This is a genomic window from Millisia brevis NBRC 105863, assembly GCF_001552615.1.
Classification (GTDB): domain Bacteria; phylum Actinomycetota; class Actinomycetes; order Mycobacteriales; family Mycobacteriaceae; genus Millisia; species Millisia brevis.
In genome coordinates this window covers 250,877-273,457 of record NZ_BCRN01000005.1, presented here as the reverse complement: position 1 = coordinate 273,457, position 22,581 = coordinate 250,877, and the positions used below count along the sequence as shown (strand labels likewise).

Below are 22,581 nucleotides of genomic sequence, written 5' to 3'. Positions count from 1 at the left end.
CGGTTAACCCTCCCGGATCGTCGAGGGATCGAGGCCGGTGAGGAGGACTTCGAGGCCGTAGGTGAACTGCTCGAGGGAGCCGGTCGGGGGGAGGTCGGCGGTGGGGAGGTCGGTGCCCGTGGGGATGGGGGTGGCCAGGGCGTCGGCGACCTGCTGCCAGCGGGCGTCGGGGGCGCCGCCGGTGGCGGCGGCCATCGCGAGGGCGTTGCTCAGATAGGCGACCATCAACTGGGTCGCCCGCACGACATCGCGCGGGGTCAGACCCGCGTCGGTGAACGCCCCGATCAGCACGGCGCCGGCGCGCAGCCCGTTGGCGCCCAGCGGCGGTCGGGAAGCGATGTGCGCGGTGATCCCCGGATGCCGCACCGCCGCCGCGCGCATCCGGGTCAACAGCACCGCGACGCGGCGATCCCACCTGGCCGCCGGGTCCGGCAGGTCGACCTCGGCGAGCACCAGGTCGGCGACCGCGTCGAGCAGCGCCGTGCGGTTCGGGAAGTGCCGGTACAGGGCCATCGGGTCGCAGCCGAGATCCGCGGCGATCCGCCGCATCGACATCGCGGCGGCGCCGTCCCGATCGCCGAGGGCCAGCGTCGCTTGGGCGATGTGCTCCGCGTTCAGCGTTCCCCTCGCCGACGCGGGCGTGCTCCGGGCCGAACCGGGGTCGGCCGAGGGCGAAGCAGGAGTGCCGGGGGCCGCCGACGGCGAGCCCGGGCCCGGTGCTGACGCGTCCTCGGACCCGCCGGTGCTCTTCGACACGACACCTCCCCTCGAGATCTACGGCGTAGACCCTACGTTGTCTACGCCGTAGACAGGCAAGAAACCTGTGTCTACGCTGTAGACATGACCGGCATCGGCCCCACCTTCGTTCGCATCGTCGCCGTCGTGCTCGCCGTCGGAACCGTGGCCTGGATACCGCTGAGCGGGCAGTGGCGTGCGGACAACGCCTTCCTTGTCCCGGACCTGATCTTCGCGGCCGTGCTGGTGGGCGGCGCGCTGCTGCCGGAGTGGCGAGCGGCGCGCGCGGTGCTGCTCGTCGGCTATGCGATGGCCTTCGGGGTGTTGACGACCGCCGTCGCGACCTGGCTGATCGACGGCCGTTTCCCGGTGATGACGGTCCTCGGCGCCCTGATGGCGGCGGTAGGCACGGTCGTTCTGGCCCGGGAGGTGTACGTCACGGTGCAGGAACGCGATCGATCGGCTTAAGATACAACTTGTGTCTATGTTGAATCCATCGCCGACGTCGGCGGCCGAGCGGGTATACGGCGAGGTCAAGGAGCTGATCCTGACCAACGGGATCGCCGGCGGCGAGCTGATCAGCGAGGGCGAGATCGCCACGCGCTGTGCGGTCAGTCGCACTCCGGTGCGCGAGGCGTTCCTGCGGCTCGAGACCGAGGGATGGATGCGGCTGTACCCCAAGCGCGGCGCGCTGGTCGTGCCGATCGGCGAGCGGGAGGCCGCCGACGTCATCGACGCCCGCAAACTCCTCGAGGGGCACGCGGTCCGTTCGGTCGCGCGGCAGCCGGACGCATCGGCGCTGCTGGTCGAGCGGCTGCGCGAGAACCTGGCCGCCCATCGCGCGGCCGACCCGTCCGATCTCGCCGAGTTCGCCCGGCTCGACGTGCAGTTCCACCAGCTGATCGCCGCCGCCGGTGACAACCCGCTGCTCGCGGACTTCTTCGTCACCCTCGGCGAGCGACATCGACGCATGACCACCGTCTCGGTCAACCGGAACCCCGGAATGCCCGAGCGCATCTTCACCGACCACGACGGCTTGCTCGGGGCGATCGCCGCCGCCGATGTCGACCTCTTCGACTCCCTGCTCGACCGCCACCTCACCGAGGTTCACAACCTGACCGGAGACCGGCGATGACCGCCACGACCACCAACACACCCTCGCGCGACCGCTCCACGGGTCGGATCGGCCGCTTCGGCTGGTCGGCCGTCGCGCTCGGCGTCTTCGCGACCGCCTGGGGCGGCAACGAGTTCACCCCGCTGCTGGTGATGTACCGGCAGATGGACGACCTGTCCGCGGTGGTCGTCGACGCGCTGCTGTTCACCTACGTGCTCGGCATCGTGCCCGCGCTGCTGATCGGCGGACCGCTCTCCGACCGCCTCGGCCGCCGACCGCTGATGGTGCCGGCGCCGCTGTTCGCCGCGCTCGGTTCGGCCCTGATCGCCATCGGCGGTGGATCGGTGCCGATGCTGGCGGTCGGCCGCATCTTCAGCGGTATCGCGCTCGGCCTGGCGATGGCCGTCGGCGGCAGCTGGATCAAGGAGCTCAGCGACCGCGACGGCGCCGGCCCGGGCGTCGGAGCCCGCCGCGCGGCGATGAGCCTGACCGCCGGCTTCGGCCTCGGCGCCGGGGTGGCCGGGGTCCTCGCCCAGTGGGGTCCGTGGCCGCAGGTGCTGCCCTACCTGGTCAACATCGCGATGGCGCTGGTCGCGACCGTCCTGCTGTCCGGGGTGCCCGAGACCCGGGCCCGCGAAAGGAATCCGGGTCGGTTGCTCGACGATCTGAAGATCCCCGCCGCGAGCCATCGCCGATTCCTGACGGTCGTCGCCCCGGTCGCCCCCTGGGTCTTCGGCGCCGCCGCCTCGGCCTACGCGATCATCCCGGCGTTGATGTCGACGCAGACCGGCGCCGCCCCGATCGCCTTCGCCGCCCTCTGCTGCCTGCTGGCGCTATCCGCCGGGCTGATCATCCAGACCGTCGGCCGCCGTATCGATTCCCCGCACGGGGTGCGCGGCGTGGCGGTCGCGTTGTTGATGCTGGTGGTGGGCATGGGCCTGGCGGCGGTGGCCGCCGATCTGTTGACCGTGTGGATGGCGCTGATCGCCGCGACCGTGCTGGGCTGCGCCTACGGTCTCGCGCTGATCTCCGGGTTGCTCGAGGTGCAGCGCATCGCCGGACCCGACGACCTGGCCGGTCTGACGGCGGTCTTCTACGGGCTGTCCTATCTGGGCTTCGCGGTGCCGGCGATCCTCGCCTGGATCGCGCAGACCTGGATCCGCGTCACCTATGCCGACATGTTCGTCTTCGGCATGGTCGCCGCTCTGATCTGCCTGGTCGTCGTGGTGGTCGGGCACCGTCGCCACCGGCTCGTCCCCGCGCCGGGCCTGTCCGACACCCCCGACCGATCCGACACCCCCGACCGATCCGACACCCCCGACCGATCCGACACGGTCTGACCGACCCGACACCCCCGATCGATCCGCCGGCGGTCCATCCATCAGCCGCCGTCGGTCGCTGCGGCCTGCGAGGCGTCGGTCGTCGTGTCCGGGCTGGAGGAGTCCGAAGGCAACGGAATACGAGGAACGTCGGGAGTGCCGATCGCCCCGGCCAGCCAGGGCAACGAGTCGGTGAAGGTATCGGCGGCAAAGGGCCAGTCGTGCTTGCCGGGGGACGCGACGATGGCGCAGTCGATACCTTCGGTGCGGCCGAGACCACATAGCGAACTCGCCGCTTCCGACTGGTCGTCCGGATTGCCGCCGGCATCCCGACCGCCCAGTCCCGTGGCGTCGGCGTTCTGTTGGTTCTGGTTGTTGTTCGGCCGGAATCCGCCGTGTTGTTGATTCGCCGGCGTGGTCGACACGGCGAACCACCCGGAGACACCGGTATACGGACCGTGCCGGTCGATCACGGTGGTTGGATCGAAGTCCGCCCATCGGTCGGCATTGCCCCCGAAGAGCCGCTGGATCGTCTGATCCTTCGTGCCGACGATCGGCCCGAGGTCACCGGCTATGTCGACGAACGAACTGAACAGGTCCGGGTGCGTCACCGTCAGGTCGACGGCGCAGGTACCTCCCATCGACCAGCCGACAATGCCCCAATTGGCGGGGTCGGAGCTGGTGCCGAAGGTCGAGGTGACGAACGGTACGACATCGCCGGTCAGATGGTCCGCGGAGTTCCCACGCGATCCGTTGACGCATTCGGTGTCGTTGTTGAACGAACCGCCCGAGTCGACGAACACCAGAACCGGGGTGTTACCCCCGTGGTCCGCCGCGAAGTTGTCGGCGGTCTGCGCGACGTTTCCGGTGCGCAGCCAGTCCTCGGGGGTATTGAATTCGCCCGCGATCATCATCACCACCGGCAGCTTGGGTGGCGGGCTGCTGGTGAACCATGCCGGTGGCAGGTACACCAGTTCGGTTCGATGATGGAACCCCGATGCGGTATCCGGAATATCCACCGGCACCACCTCGCCGTGTGGCGGTACGACACCGCTCGCCGCGAGCGCCTGGACCGATGCCATATCCGTCTCGTCGGGAAGAGGTCCCGCGGTCAATTGCCCCCATGCCGACTGGACGGTGCGGAAGTATCCGACCCAGGTGTTCAGCGCCACCGACGTGCTCAACAAACACGCCGCGACAGCCAGCACCGACACGCCGCGACGCCACCAGCGTGCCGAGCGGAATCCCAGGACGAGCACCGCCAGCGCCGTCCCGCTCAGGCCGATCCATACCCAGACCGCCGACGGTGCCGGATCGTCCGCCAGCCCCTCGGATGTGATGTACCAATACGCCCGGGCAGCGACAGCCGCTCCGATAACCAGCGCCACCGGCACTCCGATCCTTCGCCAGCGTCGGGACCGCCCGCCGATCGCCACGACCAATAGGACCGCTGCGACGATCTGAATGGTGAACGGCAGCCAGCCCTGCAGGAGTGAAATGCCGCGCTGGTAGTGCTGCGGTGCCTGAGCGAGGGCATCGGCAAGCAGAGCGGCCACACGCATCGGCGTCCACGGCGTCACGCAACGATCCTGGTCGGCGTTGCTTCGCGTTTGCTGTGAACTTGCTCGGAATACGGTTACCGGCGGTGGCCGCCGCGACGCTGCTCGGGCTCGGCGTCCCGTTTGCGCCAACTCTCGGGATCTTCCCTGCGTCGCGACTGCTCGAGAGCCTGGTCGCGGGCCCCTTCGGCAACTGGGACAGCGATCCGAGGGCTTCACCGAGGAGGGCCTGCGGGTCGTCGCCTGGGCGCACCGCATCCTCGCGGAGCGCGACGAGATGCTCGCGGATGTGCGGCGGGTGCGCGCGGGTCTGTCGGCGACCGCGCGGATCGGAGCCATCCCGACGTCGCTGTCCGCCGCTCCGTTGCTGACCCGCGCCTTCCTGGCCGCCAACCCCGCCGCGACCGTGCGGGTGGAGTCGCTGTCCTCGCGGGATATCGCCGGGCGGCTGGCAGAATTCGAAATAGCCTCTGGGCTAACGTATCTCGACGCCGAGACGCCGCCGGGTACCCGCCGGATCGAGCTGTACCACGAGCGCTACGCGTTGGTGGCGCCCCTGGATCTCGAGGTGATGCGCCAACCGGTGGTCGGCTGGGCCGAGGCGGCCGAACTACCGCTCTGCGCGTTGACCGTCGCGATGCGCAATCGGCGAATCATCGACGCGCGCATGACCGCCGACGGTATCGACTTCCGCCCGATCATCGAATCCGATACGGTCGGCGGCCTCTACGCGCATATGGCGATGATGGCGATCGGCTCGATCGTCGCGCACCCCTGGCTGCACGCCTTCGGCGTCCCCGCGGGATACGCCGTCCGCCCGATGGTGCAACTCGAGCCGGACCCGTCGATCGGCCTGCTCGTGCTCGATCGGGAGCCCGCATCGATCGTGGCCGAGGCGCTGGTGGTGGCCGCCGCGGATGCCGATATGGAGGGGGAACTCGGCCGATCGTTCGATGCCCTGGTGCTCGGCCGAACCCCGGACGCCGACGGGTCGTAGCTGGTCCGAATCGGGCCGATCGCGATGTCGGCGGCGGCACGTACGCTGCTCGATGAGAGGAGGCCGCCATGCCATTTGCCGACGAACTGCTCGGCGCCGAGCAGGTCGCCGCGTTGGCGCGCATCCTGACCGCCGTCGCCCCGGAACGCCGCTGGGATGCCGTCGCCGACCATGCCGACGCCCTGGGCGACCTCGCGCTCGGTGAACGGGCGCGGCTGGTGGGAACGACGGTCGCCGCCGCGGCCGGCAGCCTGGCCGCGCTCGCGCCGATCGTGGAGTCGGCGTTGGGTTCCGACGAGTTTCGCGGCTGGATGATCTGGCCGATGACCGAGGCGGTGGCCGAACTGGCGACCGCGGACGGCTCGCCCGAGGCGATCGATATCGGGCTCGACCTGATGGCGGCGCTCACCCCGCGGTTGACCGCGGAGTTCTCGATCCGCCACCTGTTGATCGCCGATCCGGAACGCGCGATGGCCGCCGTGACCCGGTGGGCGGACGACCCCGACGAGCACGTGCGGCGCCTCGCCTCCGAGGGCACCCGGCCCCACTTGCCCTGGGCGAAGGCGATTCCCGCCATCAGCGCCGATCCCGGCCGCACCGTGCCGGTCCTCGACCGGCTCTACCGCGACCCGTCGGAATCGGTGCGCCGGTCGGTGGCCAACCACCTCAACGACATCAGCCGCCGCCACCCCGAGGTGGTGGTCGCGACCGCGAGCCGCTGGCTCGACGACCCCGACGACACCACCGCCCCGCTGGTCCGGCATGCCCTGCGCACCCTGGTGAAGAAGGGGGACCCCGGCGCGCTGCGGGTGCTCGGCTTCGGCACCCCCGATGACCTCACCGTCACCGGACCGGTCCTCGACACCACCGAGATCGCGCTCGGCGACAGCCTCGGCTTCGAGGCGACCGTCACCAATACCGCCGACGACGCGGTGACGGTGGTGGTCGACTTCGTCCTGCATCTCCGGAAGGCGAACGGCGCCACCGCCCCCAAGGTCTTCAAACTGTCCACCGCATCGCTCGCGCCGGGTGAGACCCGCACCTTCCGCAAGGCTTTCCCGATCCGCCCGATCACCACCCGCCGCTACTACCCGGGGGAACAGCGCCTGGAGATCCAGGTCAACGGCCGCCGGCACGGCGGCGCCCCCTTCCTGCTGACCACCGATACCTGACCCGCGATACCTGACCTGCGAGGGAATTCCCATGAGCCCCACACCCAATGGCATCATCCGTCCCTACGGCGACACGGACGCGTTGGTGATCCGCCGCGACTTCCCCGCACCGATCGACGAGGTCTGGTCGGCGTTCGCGCAGTCCGATCGGCTGGCGCTGTGGATCGGCTTCTTCACCGGCGACCCCGCCGCCGGCCACGTCGACTTCACGATGAACGCCGAGGGCGAGGAGAACCAGACGTCGGAACGCGCGGAGATCCTCGACTGCACCGCCCCACACCGGCTCGAGGTGCGCACCACCGACGGCTCCGGCAGCTGGCAGCTGATCGCCGACCTCACCGAGTCCGACGGTGTCACGACGGTCGAGTTCAGCCACGTCATCGGCGACCCCGCCGCGGTGCCGGACACCGGGCCGGGCTGGGAGTACTACCTCGATCGTCTGGGCGCCGTCCTCGCCGGAACGGACCCGGACGCCGTCGACTGGGACGACTACTACCCGGCGCAGAAGGGCTACTACGAGGATCTGGCCGCGGCCCTTCCGCACGGCGGGTAGTCGTACACCGTTTGGTGCTCAACTCTTTCCGGCGGCCGGATTCTCGAGCGCACGCGTCGCCCGGGTGAGCAGGTCGCGAAGCTGTGCGCGCTCGTCGGGGGTGAAGGTGTCGGCGAGGGCCACCTCGATCGCGCCGGCGTCGCGGTCCGCGGTCACTACCCGCGCCCGGCCCAACTCCGTGAGATGGGTGGTGATCGCCCGGCCGGTGGTCGGCGCCCGACGTTCGATCAGGCCCTCGGCTTCCAGCGAGACAAGAAGTTCGGAGATGGTCTGGGGCGTGACGCCGCAGGCCCGGGCCAGGGCGGCACCCGACGAGCCGTCGGCGGTGTACAGCGTCCCGAGGACCGCGTAGCGCGCGACCGTCAGATCGTGTGGGGCGAGCGCCGCCGTCTTCGCGTCGATCAGCGCGGCATATGCGTCGGCGATGACGATTCCGAGGCGTTCGGATATCGGTGGTGTCAGCATGATCCCCATCCACATGTAAGGTCCCTGATGTTATATATAAGGTCCCGAACATAGGAGAGACGGATGTCGCTCATCCCCGATTCGCATCTCGACCTGCTCACCCGACCGCTCTGCGGGCACCTCGCCACGCGCCGGGACGACGGGTCCCTGCAGGTCACGCCGATGTGGTTCAGCTACGACGGCACCGACCTGTCGTTCACCACCACCTCGACGCGACGCAAGTACCGCAACCTCGAGCAGGACCCGCACCTGTCGGTATCGATCAACGATCCCGACCAGCCCTACCGGTACCTCGAGGTGCGCGGCGTGGTCGCCGGCATCGATCCGGACCCTACGGGCGCGTTCTTCGACACCCTCGCCCGCCGGTACGGTCTGCCGTACGACCCGCCGGTCGCGGACGCCGCCGATCGGGTGGTGATCCGGATGCGGCCCACCGCGATCAGCAAGCAGTGACCCTGTGCTTCTAGAGCACCGAGGGGTCGAGGTCGAGCGTGGTGCGGTCGAGGGTGCCGACCAGGTCGAGCCAGGTGTACACCTGCGGCAGCTCGTACCGGTAGAAGTAGTCGGCGGCCGCGGCCTTGCCGGCGTGCACCTTCTCCGACTTGCCGTGCGCGGCGATCTCCTGCTCGAGCCAGATCCACGCGAGCACGATGTGCCCGAAGCCGTCCAGATACGACGTCGCGTTCGCGACCACCAGCTCCGGGTTGCCCGTGATCAACACCGCGGTGGTCGTCTTCGCGAGGTGCGCGGACGCGCTGCCCAGCTGGTCGGCGTGCTCGGCGAGGACCCCGCCGAGCACACCGGCCCGCTTGCGCGTGGCGTCGATCGCGTCCAGGACGATGGTCAGGCCGGCGCCCCCACCGGCGAGCACCTTGCGCCCCAACAGATCCTGGCCCTGGATACCGTTGGTGCCCTCGTGGATCGGGTTGAGTCGGTTGTCCCGGTAGAACTGCTCGACCGGGTACTCGCGGGTGTAGCCGTAGCCGCCGTGCACCTGGATCGCCAGGTCGTTCGCGGTCAGACACCAGCGCGACGGCCAGGCCTTCGCGATCGGGGTGAGGGTGTCGAGCAGCATCGCCGCCTGCGCCCGCAGTTCGGGGGTCGCGGCGGTGCGCTCCTCGTCGATCAGCTTGGCGCAGTACAGACCCAGGGCCAGACCGCCCTCGACGTACGACTTTTGTGCCAGCAGCATGCGGCGCACGTCCGGATGATCGATGATCGGGATCTGCGGCTTGGTCGGATCCTTGTCGAGGACCGAGCGGCCCTGGGTGCGGGTGCGCGCGTACTCGACGGCGTGCAGGTAGCCGGTGTAGCCGAGCGCGGTCGCCCCGAGCCCGACGCCGATGCGGGCGTCATTCATCATCGTGAACATCAGTGACAGACCACGATTCGGCTCACCCACCAGGTAGCCGGTCGCCCCCTCGAAGGCGAGCAGGGTGTTGACCGTGCCGCGGTAGCCCATCTTGTGATTGAGGCCCACCAGGGTGACGGCATTGCGCTCGCCGACCGTCCCGTCCTCGGCGACATGTTTGCGCGGGACGATGAACAGCGAGATCCCCTTGACCCCGGCCGGGGCTCCCTCGATGCGTGCGAGCACGAGATGCACGATGTTCTCGGACAATTCGTGGTCGCCGCCGGAGATCCACATCTTCGAACCGGTGATCCGGTAGGTGCCGTCCGGCATCGGCGTGGCCTTGGTGGTGACATCGGCCAGCGACGAACCGGCGTCCGGCTCGGACAGGCACATCGTGCCGAACCAGCGACCCTCGATGACCGGCAGGGCGAAGCGTTCGATCTGCTCCGGTGTTCCGTGGGTGACAACAAGATTGGCATTGGCCATCGACAGCAGCGGGTAGGCGGCGGTCGCGACGTTCCCGGCGAGCAGCCAGGTCAGCACCGCTCGGCCGACCACCGACGGCAGTTGCATGCCGCCGACCTGTTCGTCGAAACCTCCGGCTACCAGACCCGACGCGCGCAGCGCCTCGAGCGCCCGGCCGACCTCGGGGATGATGCGAACCGTTCCGTCCGGCCCGACGGTCGGTTCGTTGAGATCCGAGGCACGGTTGTGCGGGGCGAGGTACTCGGTCGCCAACTGCTCGGCGAGGTCGAGGACGGCGTCGAAGGTCTCCCGCGAATGCTCGGCGAAGCGCTCCCGCTCGGTCAGGGCGGTGACATCGAGCCATTCGTGCAGCAGGAACTCGAGGTCGCGGCGGGACAGGATCAACGATTGCGCTGCCATTTTTCCTCCACTCGCGCCGCCCGGGGACGGTCGAGGTGTGGCGCGACCCTGCGGCCGGGTCATCCTATCGTTCGGCCTCGACGGCTCAGCGCCACCAGTTCCACGGCGGATCGATCCCGAACAGCTTGCCGTCCGCGGCGGAGTCGCGGGAGCGGGCGGTGCGTGCGCGGGACCGCGCGGGGGCGTGGCCGGGGCGCAGCCCGTGGGTGCGGGTGAGGAACAGCGCCACCAGCAGCGACAACCCCCACACCACGAACAGCACATCCCAGCCGGTGGCGTGTCCGGTCAGGATCAACGGGCCGAAACTCTCGGATCCCTCGGCCCACCGACTGGAGCCCGGATTGCTGGGAACGATCGCCACCCCGGAGGACGTCAGGCGGGACAGCAGCAGATTCGCCGTGCCGTACAGCACCAGAAAGCCGCCGCCGAGCCAACAGACCGCCCGCCAGAACAGCACGCTCGGCGACCGGGTCAGCACGGTGGGGATCGGAATGATCGCCACCAGGAACGCCATGATCGCCATCGCGGCGAGCAGGGGTCGAGCGCGGTCGGTGCTCCACAACCCGTACTCGTCGGAGGTGGCATCGGCGGAGCCGAGCGATGCGGCGAGGTAGACGTTGAACCCGGCGTGGATCAACCCGCAGGCGGCCGCGAGCGACACGGCGACAACCGCTCCGGCTCGGGCCACCCCGTGTTCTCCCGCCACGCCGCCATTATCCGCCGGCGCCTCGCCGCGGCGCCGTCGCCGTGCCGTTCGGTCAGATGCGACGGGCGAGATGCGGGTAGTCGATGACGATGCCGTCCTCGTCCACCGTGAGGAAGGCGTGGAAATTGCGGCGTTCGGATTCGTAGCGCACCGCCCCGCCGACCGAGGAATACCGTTGCGGAGTCGCGATCACCCGTAGCGACGGCACCTCGATCCACGCCATAGTCAGCAGGGTCTCCGGCCGATCACCGCCCATCAGATCGAGCCGCCGGATCGGCATCGTATTGGTCAACGGGCACAGACCCAGATCGCAGTCGAGCGCTTCGGCCAACGCGTCGGCATCGAAATTCGGTGCCGGACGCCATAACCCACCGTTCGCGGAAACCGTGGCGTGCCAGCCGTCGTCGTGGATCAGGTCGAGGGCGCGCGACCACCCCGGCCCCATGGCGGTGACCCGCATCCGCCGGGTGATCCAGTCGTCGTCGCAGACCAGCGTCCACGCCAGCGACCATTCGGCGCAGGACTGGGCGCCGTGCGCCGACAGCCGACCGTCCGTGATCGTCACCGCGGCACTGTCCAGGCGCGTCGGGTCGTCCTCGCCGATCCACCGCACGAGCGTTTCCATACCGATGCACGATAGGCGTTTTCCGGGTCCCGCTCCCCCGAAACGGCCGGGGCTGCCACCCTGTGGTGATGACGCAGGTCGAGGTGGATGTGGTGGTCGTCGGTCTCGGTCCGGGAGGGGAACGGGCGGCGGCCGCCCTGGCCCGCGCCGGCCTCGAGGTCGTCGGCGTCGAGATGCACCTGGTCGGCGGCGAATGCCCCTACTACGGATGCATTCCGACGAAGGCGATGGTGCGCGCGTCCAATGCGCTGGCCGAGGCGCGTCGCGCGGGGGATCTCGCGGGTGAGGTCGACGTGCGGGCCGACTGGTCGGTGGTCGCGCCGCGGGTCGCCGAGGCCGCACGTAACTGGGACGACGCCCGGCCCACCGCCGCCCTCGAGGATGCCGGGGTCCGGGTGGTGCGCGGTCGCGGGCGTCTCGACGGGCCCGGTCGGGTGGTGGTCGGCGACGACATCTTCCTCGCGCGGCGCGGGGTGATCCTCGACCCGGGCACCGCGCCGGCCGACCTGTCGATCCCCGGTCTGCGCGAGACGAAGCCGCTGACCAACCGTGACATTGTGCGGCTGTCGGATGCGCCGGCGAGTCTGATCGTGATCGGCGGCGGTCCGATCGGTTGCGAGCTGGCGGAGGTCTTCGCCCGTTTCGGCACCGCGGTCACCGTGCTCGAGGTCGGTCCGCGGCTGCTGAGCCGGGAGGAACCCGAGGCGTCGGCGGTGATCGCGGAGGTCTTCGCCCGCGAGGGTATCGACGCGCGAGCGGCCGTTCGGATCGACCACGTCGACCGGGTGGCCGACGGGGTGACGGTCACCCTGGCCGACGGGGTGGTGCACGCCCGCGAGATCCTGGTCGCCGCCGGCCGGTCGCCGAACCTCGACGGCCTGGGCCTCGAGAGCGTCGGGGCGACGGTGACGCACGGCACGGTCGCCGTCGACGACCGGATGCGGGCCGCCGATGGGGTGTGGGTGCTCGGCGACGTCGTCGGGCACGGGGCGTTCACCCACGTGTCGGTCTACCAGGCCGATATCGCCGTCGCCGACCTGCTGACTCCCGATGCCGGTCCGAACGCCGAGTATCACGCGGTCGGACGGGTGACGTTCACCGATCCGGAGGTGGGGTCGGTCGGGTTGACCGAACAGCAGGCACGCGAGCAGGGCCTCGATGTGCGGGTCGCGACGGTCTCGGTGCCCGCCTCGACCCGTGGCTGGTTGCACGGCCCCGGCGGGGACGGCGTGGTCAAACTGGTGGCCGCGGACCTACCGGGCGCGACCGATCCCGCGGCGAGCGTCCTGGTCGGCGCGACGGTGGTCGGTCCGATGGGCGGCGAGGTGCTCTCGATGCTGACCCTCGCCGTGCACACCCGCATCCCGCTGACCACGCTGGCCGGCATGCATTACGCCTTCCCCACCTTCCACCGCGACGTCCTGTTCGCCGTCCAACAACTGCTCGACCGCTGACCCCGGCGGGCCCCGACCTCCCGGGCGGGCGACCCCGCCGGGTCCGGGGCGTGAGGCGGACTCAGCCGGCGCGGGCGCCGGTCCCCGCGTAGGCGACGCGCAGCACGAAGGCCGCCTCCGGTCCCATCACGATCTCCACCAGCTCGAGCGTTCGGGCGACGAAGTCGCCGCCGTGTGCGGCCTCCTCGGCGTCCGGATCCCCCAGGTGATGCGCCAATTCGTGCAGGACAACCAGTTCTCGCAGCGCCCACCGGCCATCCCGCCCGTCCGGGATCGCGATCGTCGCGGTGCCGTGTTCGTAGTGCGCGGCGGTCGCTCCCCGACGGGTGCGCACCGCGACCGGCGCGCTCGACCGCGGAAACGCTGCGCGCACCCCGGCGAGGTCGAGGACCCTGCGCAGATAGTCTTCGGCCGAGTCGACCGACCCGAAGCGGCGCTCCACCGGCAGGGTGATCGTCGAACCGTGCAGCTGCACCTGGCGTCCGGTCCCGCCGTCGGCCCGATCGAACATCCGCTGGACGAGGCTCTCGGCGTCGTACACCCGCTGCCGTTGCTCGTCCCGCCGGCCACCACCGCTCACCGGCGGCCTCCGGTCGGCCGGATTCCGTGTCCTGCCGGTCCCAGTCTTCCCGGTCGCAGTCTGGCCGGTCCCAGCCTTGCCCGTCCCAGCCTCGCCCGTCCCTGCCTTGCCGGTAGCGGTCTTCCCGATCGCACCGTCGCCTACCGGGGCAACCGCGCCCGGGCGCCGGGCAACTCCGCCGAACCGCCGAGCCGAGCCTGCCGTCCCGCCCGGTCTCCGGCCGCCCGCGCATCGGCGGAGTACGACGCCGTCTGGTTGCGCCAGGTGCCGCGGGCCCGCGACTGCGAACGGTAGTAGTCGGTCAGCTCGAGATCCTTGTCGCGCAGCGCCAGTGCGGTGCCGGCCGAATCCTCGCGTTCGCGTTCGGCGATCGTCTCCTGCCGCGCCTCGAGCAGCCGGGCACCGATGCGCTCGGCGAAGGCGGACTGGAACTCCAGCCGGGCGGTGATCGTCGCCAGCGGTCGGTCCTCGAGTCGGCGGACGCGTCGACCGCGCACCGTGCGGGTGACCACCCGCTGCGCGACCGCCCCCCGATGTCCCCCCTCGGACAGATAGAGATCGCAGGCGCGGACCATCTGGACGACCAGCGAGGTGTAGAGCGCTTGGCAGGTGTCGATATCGGTGTCGAAGCCGTAGGCGAAGACCTGGGTGGAGGTGCGGGTGACGTCGCAGGTCACATCGTTGGCCCTGGCGATCCAGACGAACAACTCGACGTAGGTGCGCAGACCCTTGCGGCCGGGTTCGCCGATCTCGATCACTCGCTGCGTCGGGGCCGGACGGCGTTCCCGGTCGGCGGTATGGGCGCGCGCCACGGTCAGATCGATCGACATGGCCGTCGCCAGCCGCTGGGCGGCGGTCATGAACGCCTCGGCCTCGTGCGGGTTATCGGTCGACTCGGCTTGCCGGAGCAGCCCGCCGATGCGGGTGAGCATCTTGTCGCTGGTCACTTCGACCATTGTTCACGATCGGGGCGACAGGGCCGAGCCTGTTGCGATCGCTGTGGATGAACGTCCGGCTTCCTGTGGACAACCGGCTCGGCTCTTGACACCCGCCCGTATCGCCTCGCGGTCACTAATTTAGTCTTGACTTAAATAAGTGAGCGTCGATATATTGGCCTCATGAATCCTGTGGACATCGTGGGCGCGGCCCAGCGCACCGTTCTGACCGGCAGCGACGACGACGGCACCCCGACCACCACCGTGGTCGTCGAGCGGCGGTTCCCGTACCCGATCGATGATCTGTGGGATGCGGTGACCAATCCCGAGCGGCTGCCCCGTTGGTTCGCGCCGGTCTCCGGTGACCTGCACGAAGGCGGCCGGTACGCGATCGAGGGCAACGCCTCCGGTACCATCACCACCTGCACCCCGCCCGAATACTTCTCGCTCACATGGGAATTCGGTGGTGGAGTCAGCTGGGTGAACGTCGCGCTCACCGCCGCGGGCGCCGAGACCGACCTGCGGCTCGAGCACCTGGCTCCCGTCACCGAGCATTGGCGCATCTACGGTGCCGGCGCGGGCGGTATCGGCTGGGATCTGTCGCTCTTCGGGCTCGGCGAGTACCTGCGCACCGGTGAGCCGATCGCTCAGGAGGAGCCGGGGCCCGAGGTCTTCGCGTTCATCCGCGAGAGCGGGCAGGCCTGGTACGTGGCCGAGGTGGCGTCCGGCGAGACGGAGGACAACGCCGAGGCGCGCCGCGACAAGACGGTCGCCTTCTATACCGGCGGATAAGTCCGTGCACGCCCTCGATGTCCTCGGCGATCCGGTGCGGCGGCGCATCGTCGAGGTCCTCGTCGGCGGCGAAGTCACCGCCGGAGCGATCGCCGACCTGATTCGTACCGAGACGGGCATCTCGCAGCCGGCTGTATCGCAGCATCTGAAGACTTTGCGGGACAACGGTTTTGTCACCGTGCGTATCGACGGGCCCCGCCGCTGGTATGCGCTCGACCGGCAGGCGCTGCGCGCGGTCGACGAGTGGCTGGCGCCCTTCCGCGGGCTGTGGGAGCAGCGTCTCGACGCCTTGGAGACCGAACTGGCCCGCGGCGCGCGACGCGCGCAGCGCCGGGCGCAGGAGCCTCCCACCGACGACCGCGCGACTCACCCGCGAACGGGGTGACCCTGCGAACGCGCTCGGGTCAGGAGCGCGGATCGTCCGCCGGCTCGGCTTCCGGCTCCGCGGGTGCCGGCTCAACGGCTTCCGCCGTGACCGGCTCGGCGACCTCTGCCGTGACCGGCTCGGCGACCTCTGCCGTGACCGGCTCGGCGGCTTCCGACCGTGCCGGCTCGGCGGCCGGCGTCACCGGCTTCGCCTCGTCCAGCGCGGCCGGGGTGGGCTCCGCCGTCTCGGCGTCGATCACCGTGGCCGTGCCCGACTCCTCGTCGAGCCGCGCCTGGCGCATCGCGTCGCGAATCTCACGTCCGTCGGTCACCAGATCGCCGACCTCGCGAGCGACGCCGACCACCGCACCGCTGACGATCGTGGCGATCTTCGCCGCGTGCTCGGCTGTGGTTTCCATGATGTCCTGAGCGGCGTCGCGATATGCGGACCTACGGTCGGCCATCGTGTGCACTCCCTTCGCGCAGGGTAGGCCGGTCGAACCTTCCTCTGCGAGGAACGATACCGGGGATCGGGGTGCCGGACCTCGCGGGGATTCGACGATTCCCTCTCACCTCGATAACCCGCCACATCGACCGTATCGGGCGGGCGAGTGGTAGACCGGTTAGCGGACGTGTCCGTCTCGGCATTCGAGTGGAAGGACAGACCGCATGACCACAAACCGGACCACCGTTCGTGTGCAGGATGCGGATGGAGTGGACCTGGCGCTACCCCCTATCGGATTCGGAACGTACCAACTGAACGGTCGGGCGGGGGCGCAGACGATCACCGAGGCGATCGATACCGGCTACCGGTTGATCGACACCGCTTTCAATTACGAGAACGAGGGCGCCGTCGGCCGCAGCGTCGCCCGCGCCGCCGTACCCCGTGACCAGCTGCTGATCTCGAGCAAACTGCCCGGCCGCCACCACGCGTACGACCAGGCTCGCAGCACGATCGAGGAGAGCCTCTACCGAACGGGCCTCGACCGGCTCGACATGTATCTGATCCACTGGCCAAACCCGAAGCAGGACCGCTACGTCGAGGCGTGGCGCGCCCTGATCGACGCCCGCGACGCCGGGCTGATCCGCTGGATCGGCGTCTCGAATTTCCTACCCGAACACCTCGATCGACTGGCCGCGGAAACCGGAGAGTTGCCGGTGGTCAACCAGATCGAGATGCACCCGCACTTCCCGCAGCTCGACGCGCTGGCCTATCACCGTGCGCACGGCATCGCGACCGAGGCGTGGAGCCCGCTCGGGCGTGGCCACGGCATCCTCGACGACCCGGCGGTGGTCGAGATCGCCCGCACCCGTGGTGTCGGGCCCGGATCGGTGGTGCTCGCCTGGCACCGCGCCCTCGGTGCGATCCCGCTGCCCAAGGCGAGCAGCCACAAGCGCCAACTGGAGAACCTGGCAGCCGTCGAACTGGACCTCGATGCCGCGGAAGTCGACGCCATCACCGCGCTCGGACGCCCGGACGGCCGACTGGCCGGCCAGGATCCGGCCACCTACGAAGAATTCTAGAAAGGACTCGAGATATGGCCGATTCGGTGGCCGACGTCATGGTGGACATCCTGGAACAGTCCGGGGTGAAGCGGGTCTACGGCATCCCCGGTGACTCGCTCAACGGCTTCACCGACGCGCTCCGGCGCGCGGGAACGATCGCCTGGCAACATGTTCGACACGAGGAGGCGGCGGCCTTCGCGGCGGCCGCCGAAGCGGGCCTCACCGGTGAACTCGCCGTCTGCGCGGGCAGCTGCGGCCCGGGCAACCTGCATCTGATCAACGGTCTCTACGACGCGAACCGCAGTCGCGTACCGGTTCTCGCGATCGCGGCGCAGATCCCCGCCTCCGAGATCGGCAGCAACTACTTCCAGGAGACGCACCCACAGTCGCTGTTCGAGGAGTGCAGCGTCTACTGCGAGCAGATCAGCACCCCGGAGCAATTGCCCCGGGTCCTCGAGATCGCGATGCGCACCGCCGTGGAACGCCGCGGCGTGGCCGTGATCGTCGTCCCCGGTGAGATCTTCCTGCACAAGAACGTCGGACGGCTGCCGGCCGCACCGATCCGCGCCGCGCGCACCGTCAGCCGGCCCGCCGACGCCGACCTGGCCGAGGCCGCCCGCCTGCTCGACGCGGGCGAACGGATCACCATCCTGGCGGGTGCGGGAACCCAGGGCGCGCACCCCCAGCTGATCGAGCTGGCCCGGCGACTGCAGGCGCCGATCGTACATGCGTTGCGGGGCAAGGAATTTGTCGAATACGACAACCCCTTCGATGTGGGGATGACCGGGCTGTTGGGCTTCGCCTCCGGCTACCGGGCCATGGAGAAGTGCGACACGCTGCTGATGCTCGGCACCGACTTCCCCTACCAACAGTTCATTCCCGAGGATGCCACGATCATCCAATTGGACATTCGGGGTGAACAATTGGGCCGGCGGGCGCCGATCGACCTGGGCCTGGTCGGGTCGGTCGCCGACACGATTCCCGCGCTGCTGCCGCTGCTGACGGTCGAACGAAGCAGTGAGCATCTCGATGACGCGCTGGCCCACTACACCAAGACCCGTGAGGCGCTCGACGACCTGGCCGTCGACGACGGTCGCAACCCGATTCACCCGCAGTACCTGGCCAAGCTCGTCAGTGACCTGAGTTCCGATGACGCGGTGTACATTCCGGACGTCGGCTCGCCCGTGGTCTGGGCCGCGCGGTATCTGCGGATGAACGGTCGACGGCGGCTGATCGGCTCCTTCGCGCACGGCACGATGGCCAACGCCATCTCCCAGGCCGTCGGTGCCCAGTCGGCCTACCCCGGCCGTCAGGTGATCGCCCTCGCGGGCGACGGCGGTGCGGCGATGCTGCTCGGCGAACTGCTGACCCTTCGGCAGAATCGGTTGCCGGTCAAGATCATCGTGTTCAACAACTCGTCGTTGAACTTCGTCGAGTTGGAGATGAAGGCGGCGGGCATCGTCACCTTCGGCACCGATCTGGACAACCCCAGCTTCGCCGACATCGCCCGCGCGGTCGGGATGCACGCCGAGCGGGTGGAGCAGCCCGGCGACCTGAAGCGGGCGCTCGAGGATGCCTTCGCCTACGACGGGCCGGCCCTGGTGGACGTGGTGACCGCTCGGCAGGAGTTGTCGATTCCCCCGGCGATCACCGCCGCGCAGGCCAAGGGCTTCACGCTCTACGCACTGCGCACGGTCATGTCGGGTCGCGGCGACGAACTGCTGGACCTCGCCAAGACGAATCTGGTTCGGCGCCTGTTGGATTGATACCGCGGGATCTCTCGCCCGCCGGCCTGGCACCGATCCGGTGTTAGGCTGGCGGGAGCGTCGCGTGCCGGTGGCAGACCGTGTCAGGCATGGAGGCGTGGGATTCGAAGGAGTTCGGCGATGATGACGTCGCACCCTTCGCCCTCGCGTGACTGAGGGCGAAAAGGCCAGGCTGGTGGCCTGGGGTAATGAACTGCGCAGAATGCACGGACGGCTGCGCGAGGCCTTGGCGGTGACCCGAGCCGAATTCGATGCCGAAGCGGCGTCGATGGTGATTCACGGTGATCTGCTGCTGTTCTGTCACGGATTCTGCACCGCGCTGACCGCCCACCACGAGGGCGAGGATCGCGAACTGTTCCCGGCGATCGCCGCTGCGCATCCGGAGTTGGCGGACACGCTGCGTGCGCTGCGGCAGGACCATTCGATGATCGACTACCTGATCCGGGCCCTGCAGAGGGCGTTGGACGACGCGGCGTCGGCGCAGGAGATCGACCGACACCTCGAGGGGATCGCCGCGATCATGGAGAGCCATTTCCGCTACGAGGAGCGGGCGCTGCTCACGGTCCTGGACACCCTGGCCCTCGACGCGGATCCCGACAGCGTCCTCGGGCCGTTGTAGAGCGGGCTTCAGGGTGCCGGAATCAACGTATTGCGTTTCGTACTGTTCGAACGTATGTTCTACGTATGACCGCGGCGGCTTCCCTGATCGACACCGACACCGGTGCCGCTCGGTTGGCGTTGCAACTCGCCGCGGACCGGGCGCATTCGACCGCCGAGTTGGTGGAGATCCTGACCCACAATGCCGCGATCACCGCGTGCGCGGATTACCGGAATCTGCAAGCGGCGGCGGCGATCTACGAAGACCTCGACCACACCTACATGGCGACCGTCGACGAGGCCTTGGGATGCGGGCCGGTCGCCTCGATCGAGGAACTCGCCGCGCGGACGTTGACCGGTGCGCAGATCCGTGACCGGTTCGGCCCCGACGGACTCGAGCAGGCGATTGCCCTGATCGGCGCCGCGTTGACCGTGCCCGCAGCGCGGGCGCGTCGGTTGATCATCGCCGGCACCGTGATGTGCACCCAACTTCCCCGCACCGGCACCCTGCTCGCTTGCGGGCGGATCGATCTGACCCGGATGCTGCTGATCATCGATCGCACCGCCCTGGTGCAGCCGGACCTGTTCGAAGCTCTCGACGCGGAACTGGCGGTCGAACTCGGTACGCGGGCCCCGATGTCGATCCGCCGGTTTCGAGACCTGGTCGACACCCTCATCGTCCGGGTCGACCGGGACGCGGCCCGGTTGCACCGCGAGCGCGGGGATCGCGACCGGCATGTCGTGATCCGCCCCGACCGCTCGATCCCCGGCCAATCCCGCATCACCGGCACCCTGCCCGCCGACCGCGCCGCCGCACTCAACGCCCGCATCGACGCCATGGCTACCGCCGTCCACCGCGACGACGGCCGAACTCTCGCCCAACGCCGCGCGGACGCGTTGATCGCCCTGGCCCACGACGAACCGGCCCTGACCTGCCAATGCCCCGACTGCACTCCGTCAACCGCCGCGCCCTCGGCTGCCGAGAGGCCCACCTCCCGGTCCGGCCCTGCCGACTGCGCCGAGGGGCGGAGCACTGCTGACGGGCGGTCCTCCACCCCGCGCCCCGCGTCGCCGACAGCCCCGAAGCCGACCTTCCACATCATCGTCTCGCTCGCCACCCTGCTCGGCGCGAACAACTCCCCCGCCTACCTCGACGGCCACGGCGTCATCGACCCCGCCGTCGCCCGCGAACTGATCGCCGAAGCCACCCGCAGCTACATCCACACACCCCACACACCGGCCCTGCCACCCGGCTCACCACCCGGCGCCCTCCACCCGGGCACTCCCGAACCGCCGGCCACACCCGCTCCCGGCAGCGACAGGTACGTTCCCAGCCGCTCCGTGCGCGCCCTGGCCACCGCCGCCGAACTGTGCTGCACCTTCCCCGGATGCACCACACCGGTCCACCGCACCGACCTCGACCACACCACCCCGTACGCCACCGGCGGTGCCACCACCCCCACCAACCTCAAACCCCTCTGCCGCCCCCACCACCGCATCAAGACCTTCACCCCCGGCTGGCGCGACTACCAAACCCCGCTCGGCCACATCTTCTTCACCACCCCGACCGGACACACCTTCCTCGGCAACGCCTTCACCGGCCGCGACCTGTTCACCGAACTACGCCCACCACGCGCACGCGACATCACGCCCGCACACACCAAGGTCATCAACCTGCGCGCGGTTCGCTCTCGTGCCCACCATCGGGCCCGCGAACGCTACGACGCCGCCCATCCACCGCCGTTCTGACCGGCGGTGTGATCGGCGGTGTGATCGGAAACGAAGCCGAGTGGCATCAGGCGAAGCCGGGGATGCCACTCCAGGCGCCTGGGGCGGGTTCGACGCCGGCGCGCAGGATGGTGCCTTCGATTAGACCGTAGGGGCGGTCGGCGGCGTAGAAGACCTCGTTGGGGTTCTCCAGGCCGAAGGGGGCGAGGTCGACGACGAAGTGGTGTTTGTTCGGCGTTGAGAACTTCACCTCGGCGACGGCGGGGTGCGCCTCGATGATCGCCTTGCCCATCGCGAAGAGGGTCTGCTGCAACGCGAGCGAGTGCGTCGAGGCGAACGTCGCGAGCAGGATCTCGGTGATCGAGGCGTAGAGCGCGTTGTAGTCGAGGCCCTCGGCCACCGCCTCGGGCAGGAACCGCCAGCGGCCGGTCACCGAGGTCGCGAGGATGCGATCGGTGGCCTCCTGCAGGGTGGTGTACTGGTCGATCGGGAAGCCGGTGAACTCGCTGCCCGTCGACTTGAGCACCACCACATCGGTCACGCCGCCGAGCACGTGCGTCCGATCACCGTCGATCTGCACCACGGCGGTGCGCGTCTCACGTCCGGAACGCACGAACGAGTGATCGTGTGGTTTCCCGTCGACGACGATGCGGTCCCAGGTGTACTGCTCGGCCTGCCAGCAGCCACCGGTGATCCAGTCGAAATCGTCGACGAAGTGGCGGCCGAGGGTGAGCAGGAAGTCCTCCGGGCTGCCGACGCCGTATTTCTTGGCGAACGCGAAGACGGTGTTCTTCTGCGTATCGGTCGGCACCACCAGGGCGTTGTCGCCGACCTGGTGGGCGGCGGTGAAGTCGCCCAGCAGTTGGCTGGTCACGCTGAGGTCCTCGATCGTGTGCACGGGCGTATCGCGGGTGATCCGCACGACGCGGTTCTCCGCCTTGCCGTAACGGTTGGCGCCGAGCACCACGCCCACCTCGTCGGACTTGTCGGACTCGGACATCGTCAGCTCCCTCGGTAGGTGGTGAAGGCGAACGGGCTCAGCAGCACCGGGATATGCCAGTGCACGGACGGGTCCGGTCCGACGCGGAAACTGATCGAGATGACCGGGTGGAAGGCTTCGACGCCGTGCCGTTCGAACCAGGCGCCGGTGGCCAGGCGCAGTTCGTACGTTCCGGCGGGCAGGACGTCCGGGCCGAGCGAGGCGACCCGCCCGTCGGCGTCGGTGACACCCTCGGCGATCGGCCCATCGGGCCCGAGCAATTCGACCTCGACCCCGTCGGCGGGTTTGCCGCTGGTGGTGTCGAGAACGTGGGTGGTGACGTGGCTGCGCGTCACGGCCGTCCTTCCGTCGAGCGGGTCGAGTGGGTCCGGTG

Annotated in this window: 25 protein-coding genes; 14 read left to right on the top strand and 11 right to left on the bottom strand. The window is 69.5% G+C overall.

Features of this window, described 5'->3' with window-relative positions; all coding sequences use genetic code 11:
- Positions 1-3: 3 nt before the first annotated feature.
- Positions 4-756 (bottom strand): TetR/AcrR family transcriptional regulator, encoded by a 753-nt coding sequence (locus MB1_RS09520; protein ID WP_157083984.1) that lies wholly within the window; start codon positions 754-756, stop codon positions 4-6.
- Positions 757-840: 84 nt separating this feature from the next.
- On the opposite strand from MB1_RS09520, the gene MB1_RS09510 reads away from it, so the two are divergent.
- Genes MB1_RS09510 through MB1_RS09500 form a run of 3 tightly spaced genes read left to right on the top strand, consistent with a single transcriptional unit; the run spans position 841 to position 3,189 of the window.
- Positions 841-1,203: a hypothetical protein gene (locus MB1_RS09510; protein WP_066906084.1), complete on the top strand. Its 363-nt coding sequence runs from the start codon at positions 841-843 to the stop codon at positions 1,201-1,203.
- 16 nt (positions 1,204-1,219) lie between these two features.
- Positions 1,220-1,870 (top strand): GntR family transcriptional regulator, encoded by a 651-nt coding sequence (locus MB1_RS09505; protein WP_066906082.1) that lies wholly within the window; start codon positions 1,220-1,222, stop codon positions 1,868-1,870.
- The gene (locus tag MB1_RS09500; RefSeq protein ID WP_084351301.1) at positions 1,867-3,189 is read left to right on the top strand and encodes an MFS transporter; all 1,323 of its coding nucleotides are present in this window, start codon (positions 1,867-1,869) and stop codon (positions 3,187-3,189) included. The genes MB1_RS09505 and MB1_RS09500 overlap by 4 nt, the downstream gene beginning before the upstream one ends.
- Positions 3,190-3,230: 41 nt before the next feature.
- Here the strand turns inward: MB1_RS09500 and MB1_RS09495 are convergent, their stop codons facing one another.
- Complete coding sequence (locus tag MB1_RS09495) at positions 3,231-4,730, bottom strand: alpha/beta hydrolase (RefSeq protein ID WP_084351299.1); 1,500 nt, start codon at positions 4,728-4,730, stop codon at positions 3,231-3,233.
- 274 nt (positions 4,731-5,004) lie between these two features.
- On the opposite strand from MB1_RS09495, the gene MB1_RS09490 reads away from it, so the two are divergent.
- From MB1_RS09490 to MB1_RS09480, 3 genes are all read left to right on the top strand, one after another.
- The gene (locus MB1_RS09490; RefSeq protein ID WP_066906080.1) at positions 5,005-5,724 is read left to right on the top strand and encodes a LysR family transcriptional regulator substrate-binding protein; all 720 of its coding nucleotides are present in this window, start codon (positions 5,005-5,007) and stop codon (positions 5,722-5,724) included.
- A 68-nt stretch (positions 5,725-5,792) separates the two neighbouring features.
- A complete protein-coding gene (locus MB1_RS09485; RefSeq protein ID WP_066906077.1) occupies positions 5,793-6,896 on the top strand; it encodes a DNA alkylation repair protein in 1,104 nt (367 codons plus the stop codon).
- A 31-nt stretch (positions 6,897-6,927) separates the two neighbouring features.
- Entirely contained in the window at positions 6,928-7,449 is a 522-nt protein-coding gene (locus MB1_RS09480) for an SRPBCC family protein (RefSeq protein ID WP_066906075.1), read from the top strand.
- Between the two features lie 18 nt (positions 7,450-7,467).
- On the opposite strand, the gene MB1_RS09475 is transcribed toward MB1_RS09480, so the two are convergent.
- The gene (locus MB1_RS09475; protein ID WP_157083983.1) at positions 7,468-7,914 is read right to left on the bottom strand and encodes a MarR family winged helix-turn-helix transcriptional regulator; all 447 of its coding nucleotides are present in this window, start codon (positions 7,912-7,914) and stop codon (positions 7,468-7,470) included.
- 63 nt (positions 7,915-7,977) lie between these two features.
- Here MB1_RS09475 and MB1_RS09470 point away from each other — a divergent pair, with 63 nt between their 5' ends.
- Positions 7,978-8,367, top strand: a complete 390-nt coding sequence (locus MB1_RS09470) for a PPOX class F420-dependent oxidoreductase (RefSeq protein ID WP_066906071.1) — start codon at positions 7,978-7,980, stop codon at positions 8,365-8,367.
- Between the two features lie 10 nt (positions 8,368-8,377).
- Here MB1_RS09470 and MB1_RS09465 read toward each other — a convergent pair whose 3' ends face one another.
- The 3 genes from MB1_RS09465 to MB1_RS09455 all read right to left on the bottom strand — a co-directional run bounded on the left by MB1_RS09465 (position 8,378) and on the right by MB1_RS09455 (position 11,484).
- Positions 8,378-10,153: an acyl-CoA dehydrogenase gene (locus MB1_RS09465; RefSeq protein WP_066906070.1), complete on the bottom strand. Its 1,776-nt coding sequence runs from the start codon at positions 10,151-10,153 to the stop codon at positions 8,378-8,380.
- 85 nt (positions 10,154-10,238) lie between these two features.
- The gene (locus tag MB1_RS09460) at positions 10,239-10,859 is read right to left on the bottom strand and encodes a hypothetical protein (protein ID WP_157083982.1); all 621 of its coding nucleotides are present in this window, start codon (positions 10,857-10,859) and stop codon (positions 10,239-10,241) included.
- Positions 10,860-10,911: 52 nt separating this feature from the next.
- Positions 10,912-11,484, bottom strand: a complete 573-nt coding sequence (locus MB1_RS09455; RefSeq protein WP_066906066.1) for a putative glycolipid-binding domain-containing protein — start codon at positions 11,482-11,484, stop codon at positions 10,912-10,914.
- 68 nt (positions 11,485-11,552) lie between these two features.
- Between MB1_RS09455 and MB1_RS09450 the strand changes: the two genes are divergently transcribed.
- Positions 11,553-12,938 (top strand): dihydrolipoyl dehydrogenase family protein, encoded by a 1,386-nt coding sequence (locus MB1_RS09450; protein WP_066906304.1) that lies wholly within the window; start codon positions 11,553-11,555, stop codon positions 12,936-12,938.
- Positions 12,939-12,999: 61 nt separating this feature from the next.
- Here the strand turns inward: MB1_RS09450 and MB1_RS09445 are convergent, their stop codons facing one another.
- Both MB1_RS09445 and MB1_RS09440 read right to left on the bottom strand, forming a co-directional pair.
- Positions 13,000-13,518 carry a TIGR04338 family metallohydrolase gene (locus MB1_RS09445; protein WP_084351295.1) on the bottom strand — a complete coding sequence of 173 codons (519 nt, stop codon included), beginning with the start codon at positions 13,516-13,518 and terminating at the stop codon, positions 13,000-13,002.
- A gap of 140 nt (positions 13,519-13,658) precedes the next feature.
- Entirely contained in the window at positions 13,659-14,465 is an 807-nt protein-coding gene (locus MB1_RS09440) for a DUF2786 domain-containing protein (RefSeq protein WP_174531944.1), read from the bottom strand.
- A 171-nt stretch (positions 14,466-14,636) separates the two neighbouring features.
- Between MB1_RS09440 and MB1_RS09435 the strand changes: the two genes are divergently transcribed.
- Positions 14,637-15,245, top strand: a complete 609-nt coding sequence (locus MB1_RS09435) for an SRPBCC family protein (RefSeq protein ID WP_066906064.1) — start codon at positions 14,637-14,639, stop codon at positions 15,243-15,245.
- Between the two features lie 4 nt (positions 15,246-15,249).
- Entirely contained in the window at positions 15,250-15,630 is a 381-nt protein-coding gene (locus MB1_RS09430) for an ArsR/SmtB family transcription factor (protein ID WP_066906062.1), read from the top strand.
- A gap of 19 nt (positions 15,631-15,649) precedes the next feature.
- On the opposite strand, the gene MB1_RS25610 is transcribed toward MB1_RS09430, so the two are convergent.
- Positions 15,650-16,075, bottom strand: a complete 426-nt coding sequence (locus tag MB1_RS25610) for a hypothetical protein (protein ID WP_157083981.1) — start codon at positions 16,073-16,075, stop codon at positions 15,650-15,652.
- A gap of 205 nt (positions 16,076-16,280) precedes the next feature.
- Between MB1_RS25610 and MB1_RS09420 the strand changes: the two genes are divergently transcribed.
- The 4 genes from MB1_RS09420 (at position 16,281) to MB1_RS09405 (ending at position 21,229) form a co-directional block, all read left to right on the top strand.
- Positions 16,281-17,135: an aldo/keto reductase gene (locus MB1_RS09420; protein WP_066906060.1), complete on the top strand. Its 855-nt coding sequence runs from the start codon at positions 16,281-16,283 to the stop codon at positions 17,133-17,135.
- Positions 17,136-17,149: 14 nt separating this feature from the next.
- The gene (poxB, locus tag MB1_RS09415; protein WP_066906058.1) at positions 17,150-18,883 is read left to right on the top strand and encodes a ubiquinone-dependent pyruvate dehydrogenase; all 1,734 of its coding nucleotides are present in this window, start codon (positions 17,150-17,152) and stop codon (positions 18,881-18,883) included.
- A 148-nt stretch (positions 18,884-19,031) separates the two neighbouring features.
- The gene (locus MB1_RS09410; RefSeq protein WP_066906056.1) at positions 19,032-19,502 is read left to right on the top strand and encodes a hemerythrin domain-containing protein; all 471 of its coding nucleotides are present in this window, start codon (positions 19,032-19,034) and stop codon (positions 19,500-19,502) included.
- A 65-nt stretch (positions 19,503-19,567) separates the two neighbouring features.
- Positions 19,568-21,229 (top strand): HNH endonuclease signature motif containing protein, encoded by a 1,662-nt coding sequence (locus MB1_RS09405; RefSeq protein WP_066906054.1) that lies wholly within the window; start codon positions 19,568-19,570, stop codon positions 21,227-21,229.
- 46 nt (positions 21,230-21,275) lie between these two features.
- On the opposite strand, the gene pucL is transcribed toward MB1_RS09405, so the two are convergent.
- A complete protein-coding gene (gene pucL, locus MB1_RS09400) occupies positions 21,276-22,181 on the bottom strand; it encodes a factor-independent urate hydroxylase (RefSeq protein ID WP_439646933.1) in 906 nt (301 codons plus the stop codon).
- A 29-nt stretch (positions 22,182-22,210) separates the two neighbouring features.
- The gene (gene uraH, locus MB1_RS09395; RefSeq protein ID WP_066906050.1) at positions 22,211-22,543 is read right to left on the bottom strand and encodes a hydroxyisourate hydrolase; all 333 of its coding nucleotides are present in this window, start codon (positions 22,541-22,543) and stop codon (positions 22,211-22,213) included.
- Positions 22,544-22,581: the final 38 nt, after the last annotated feature.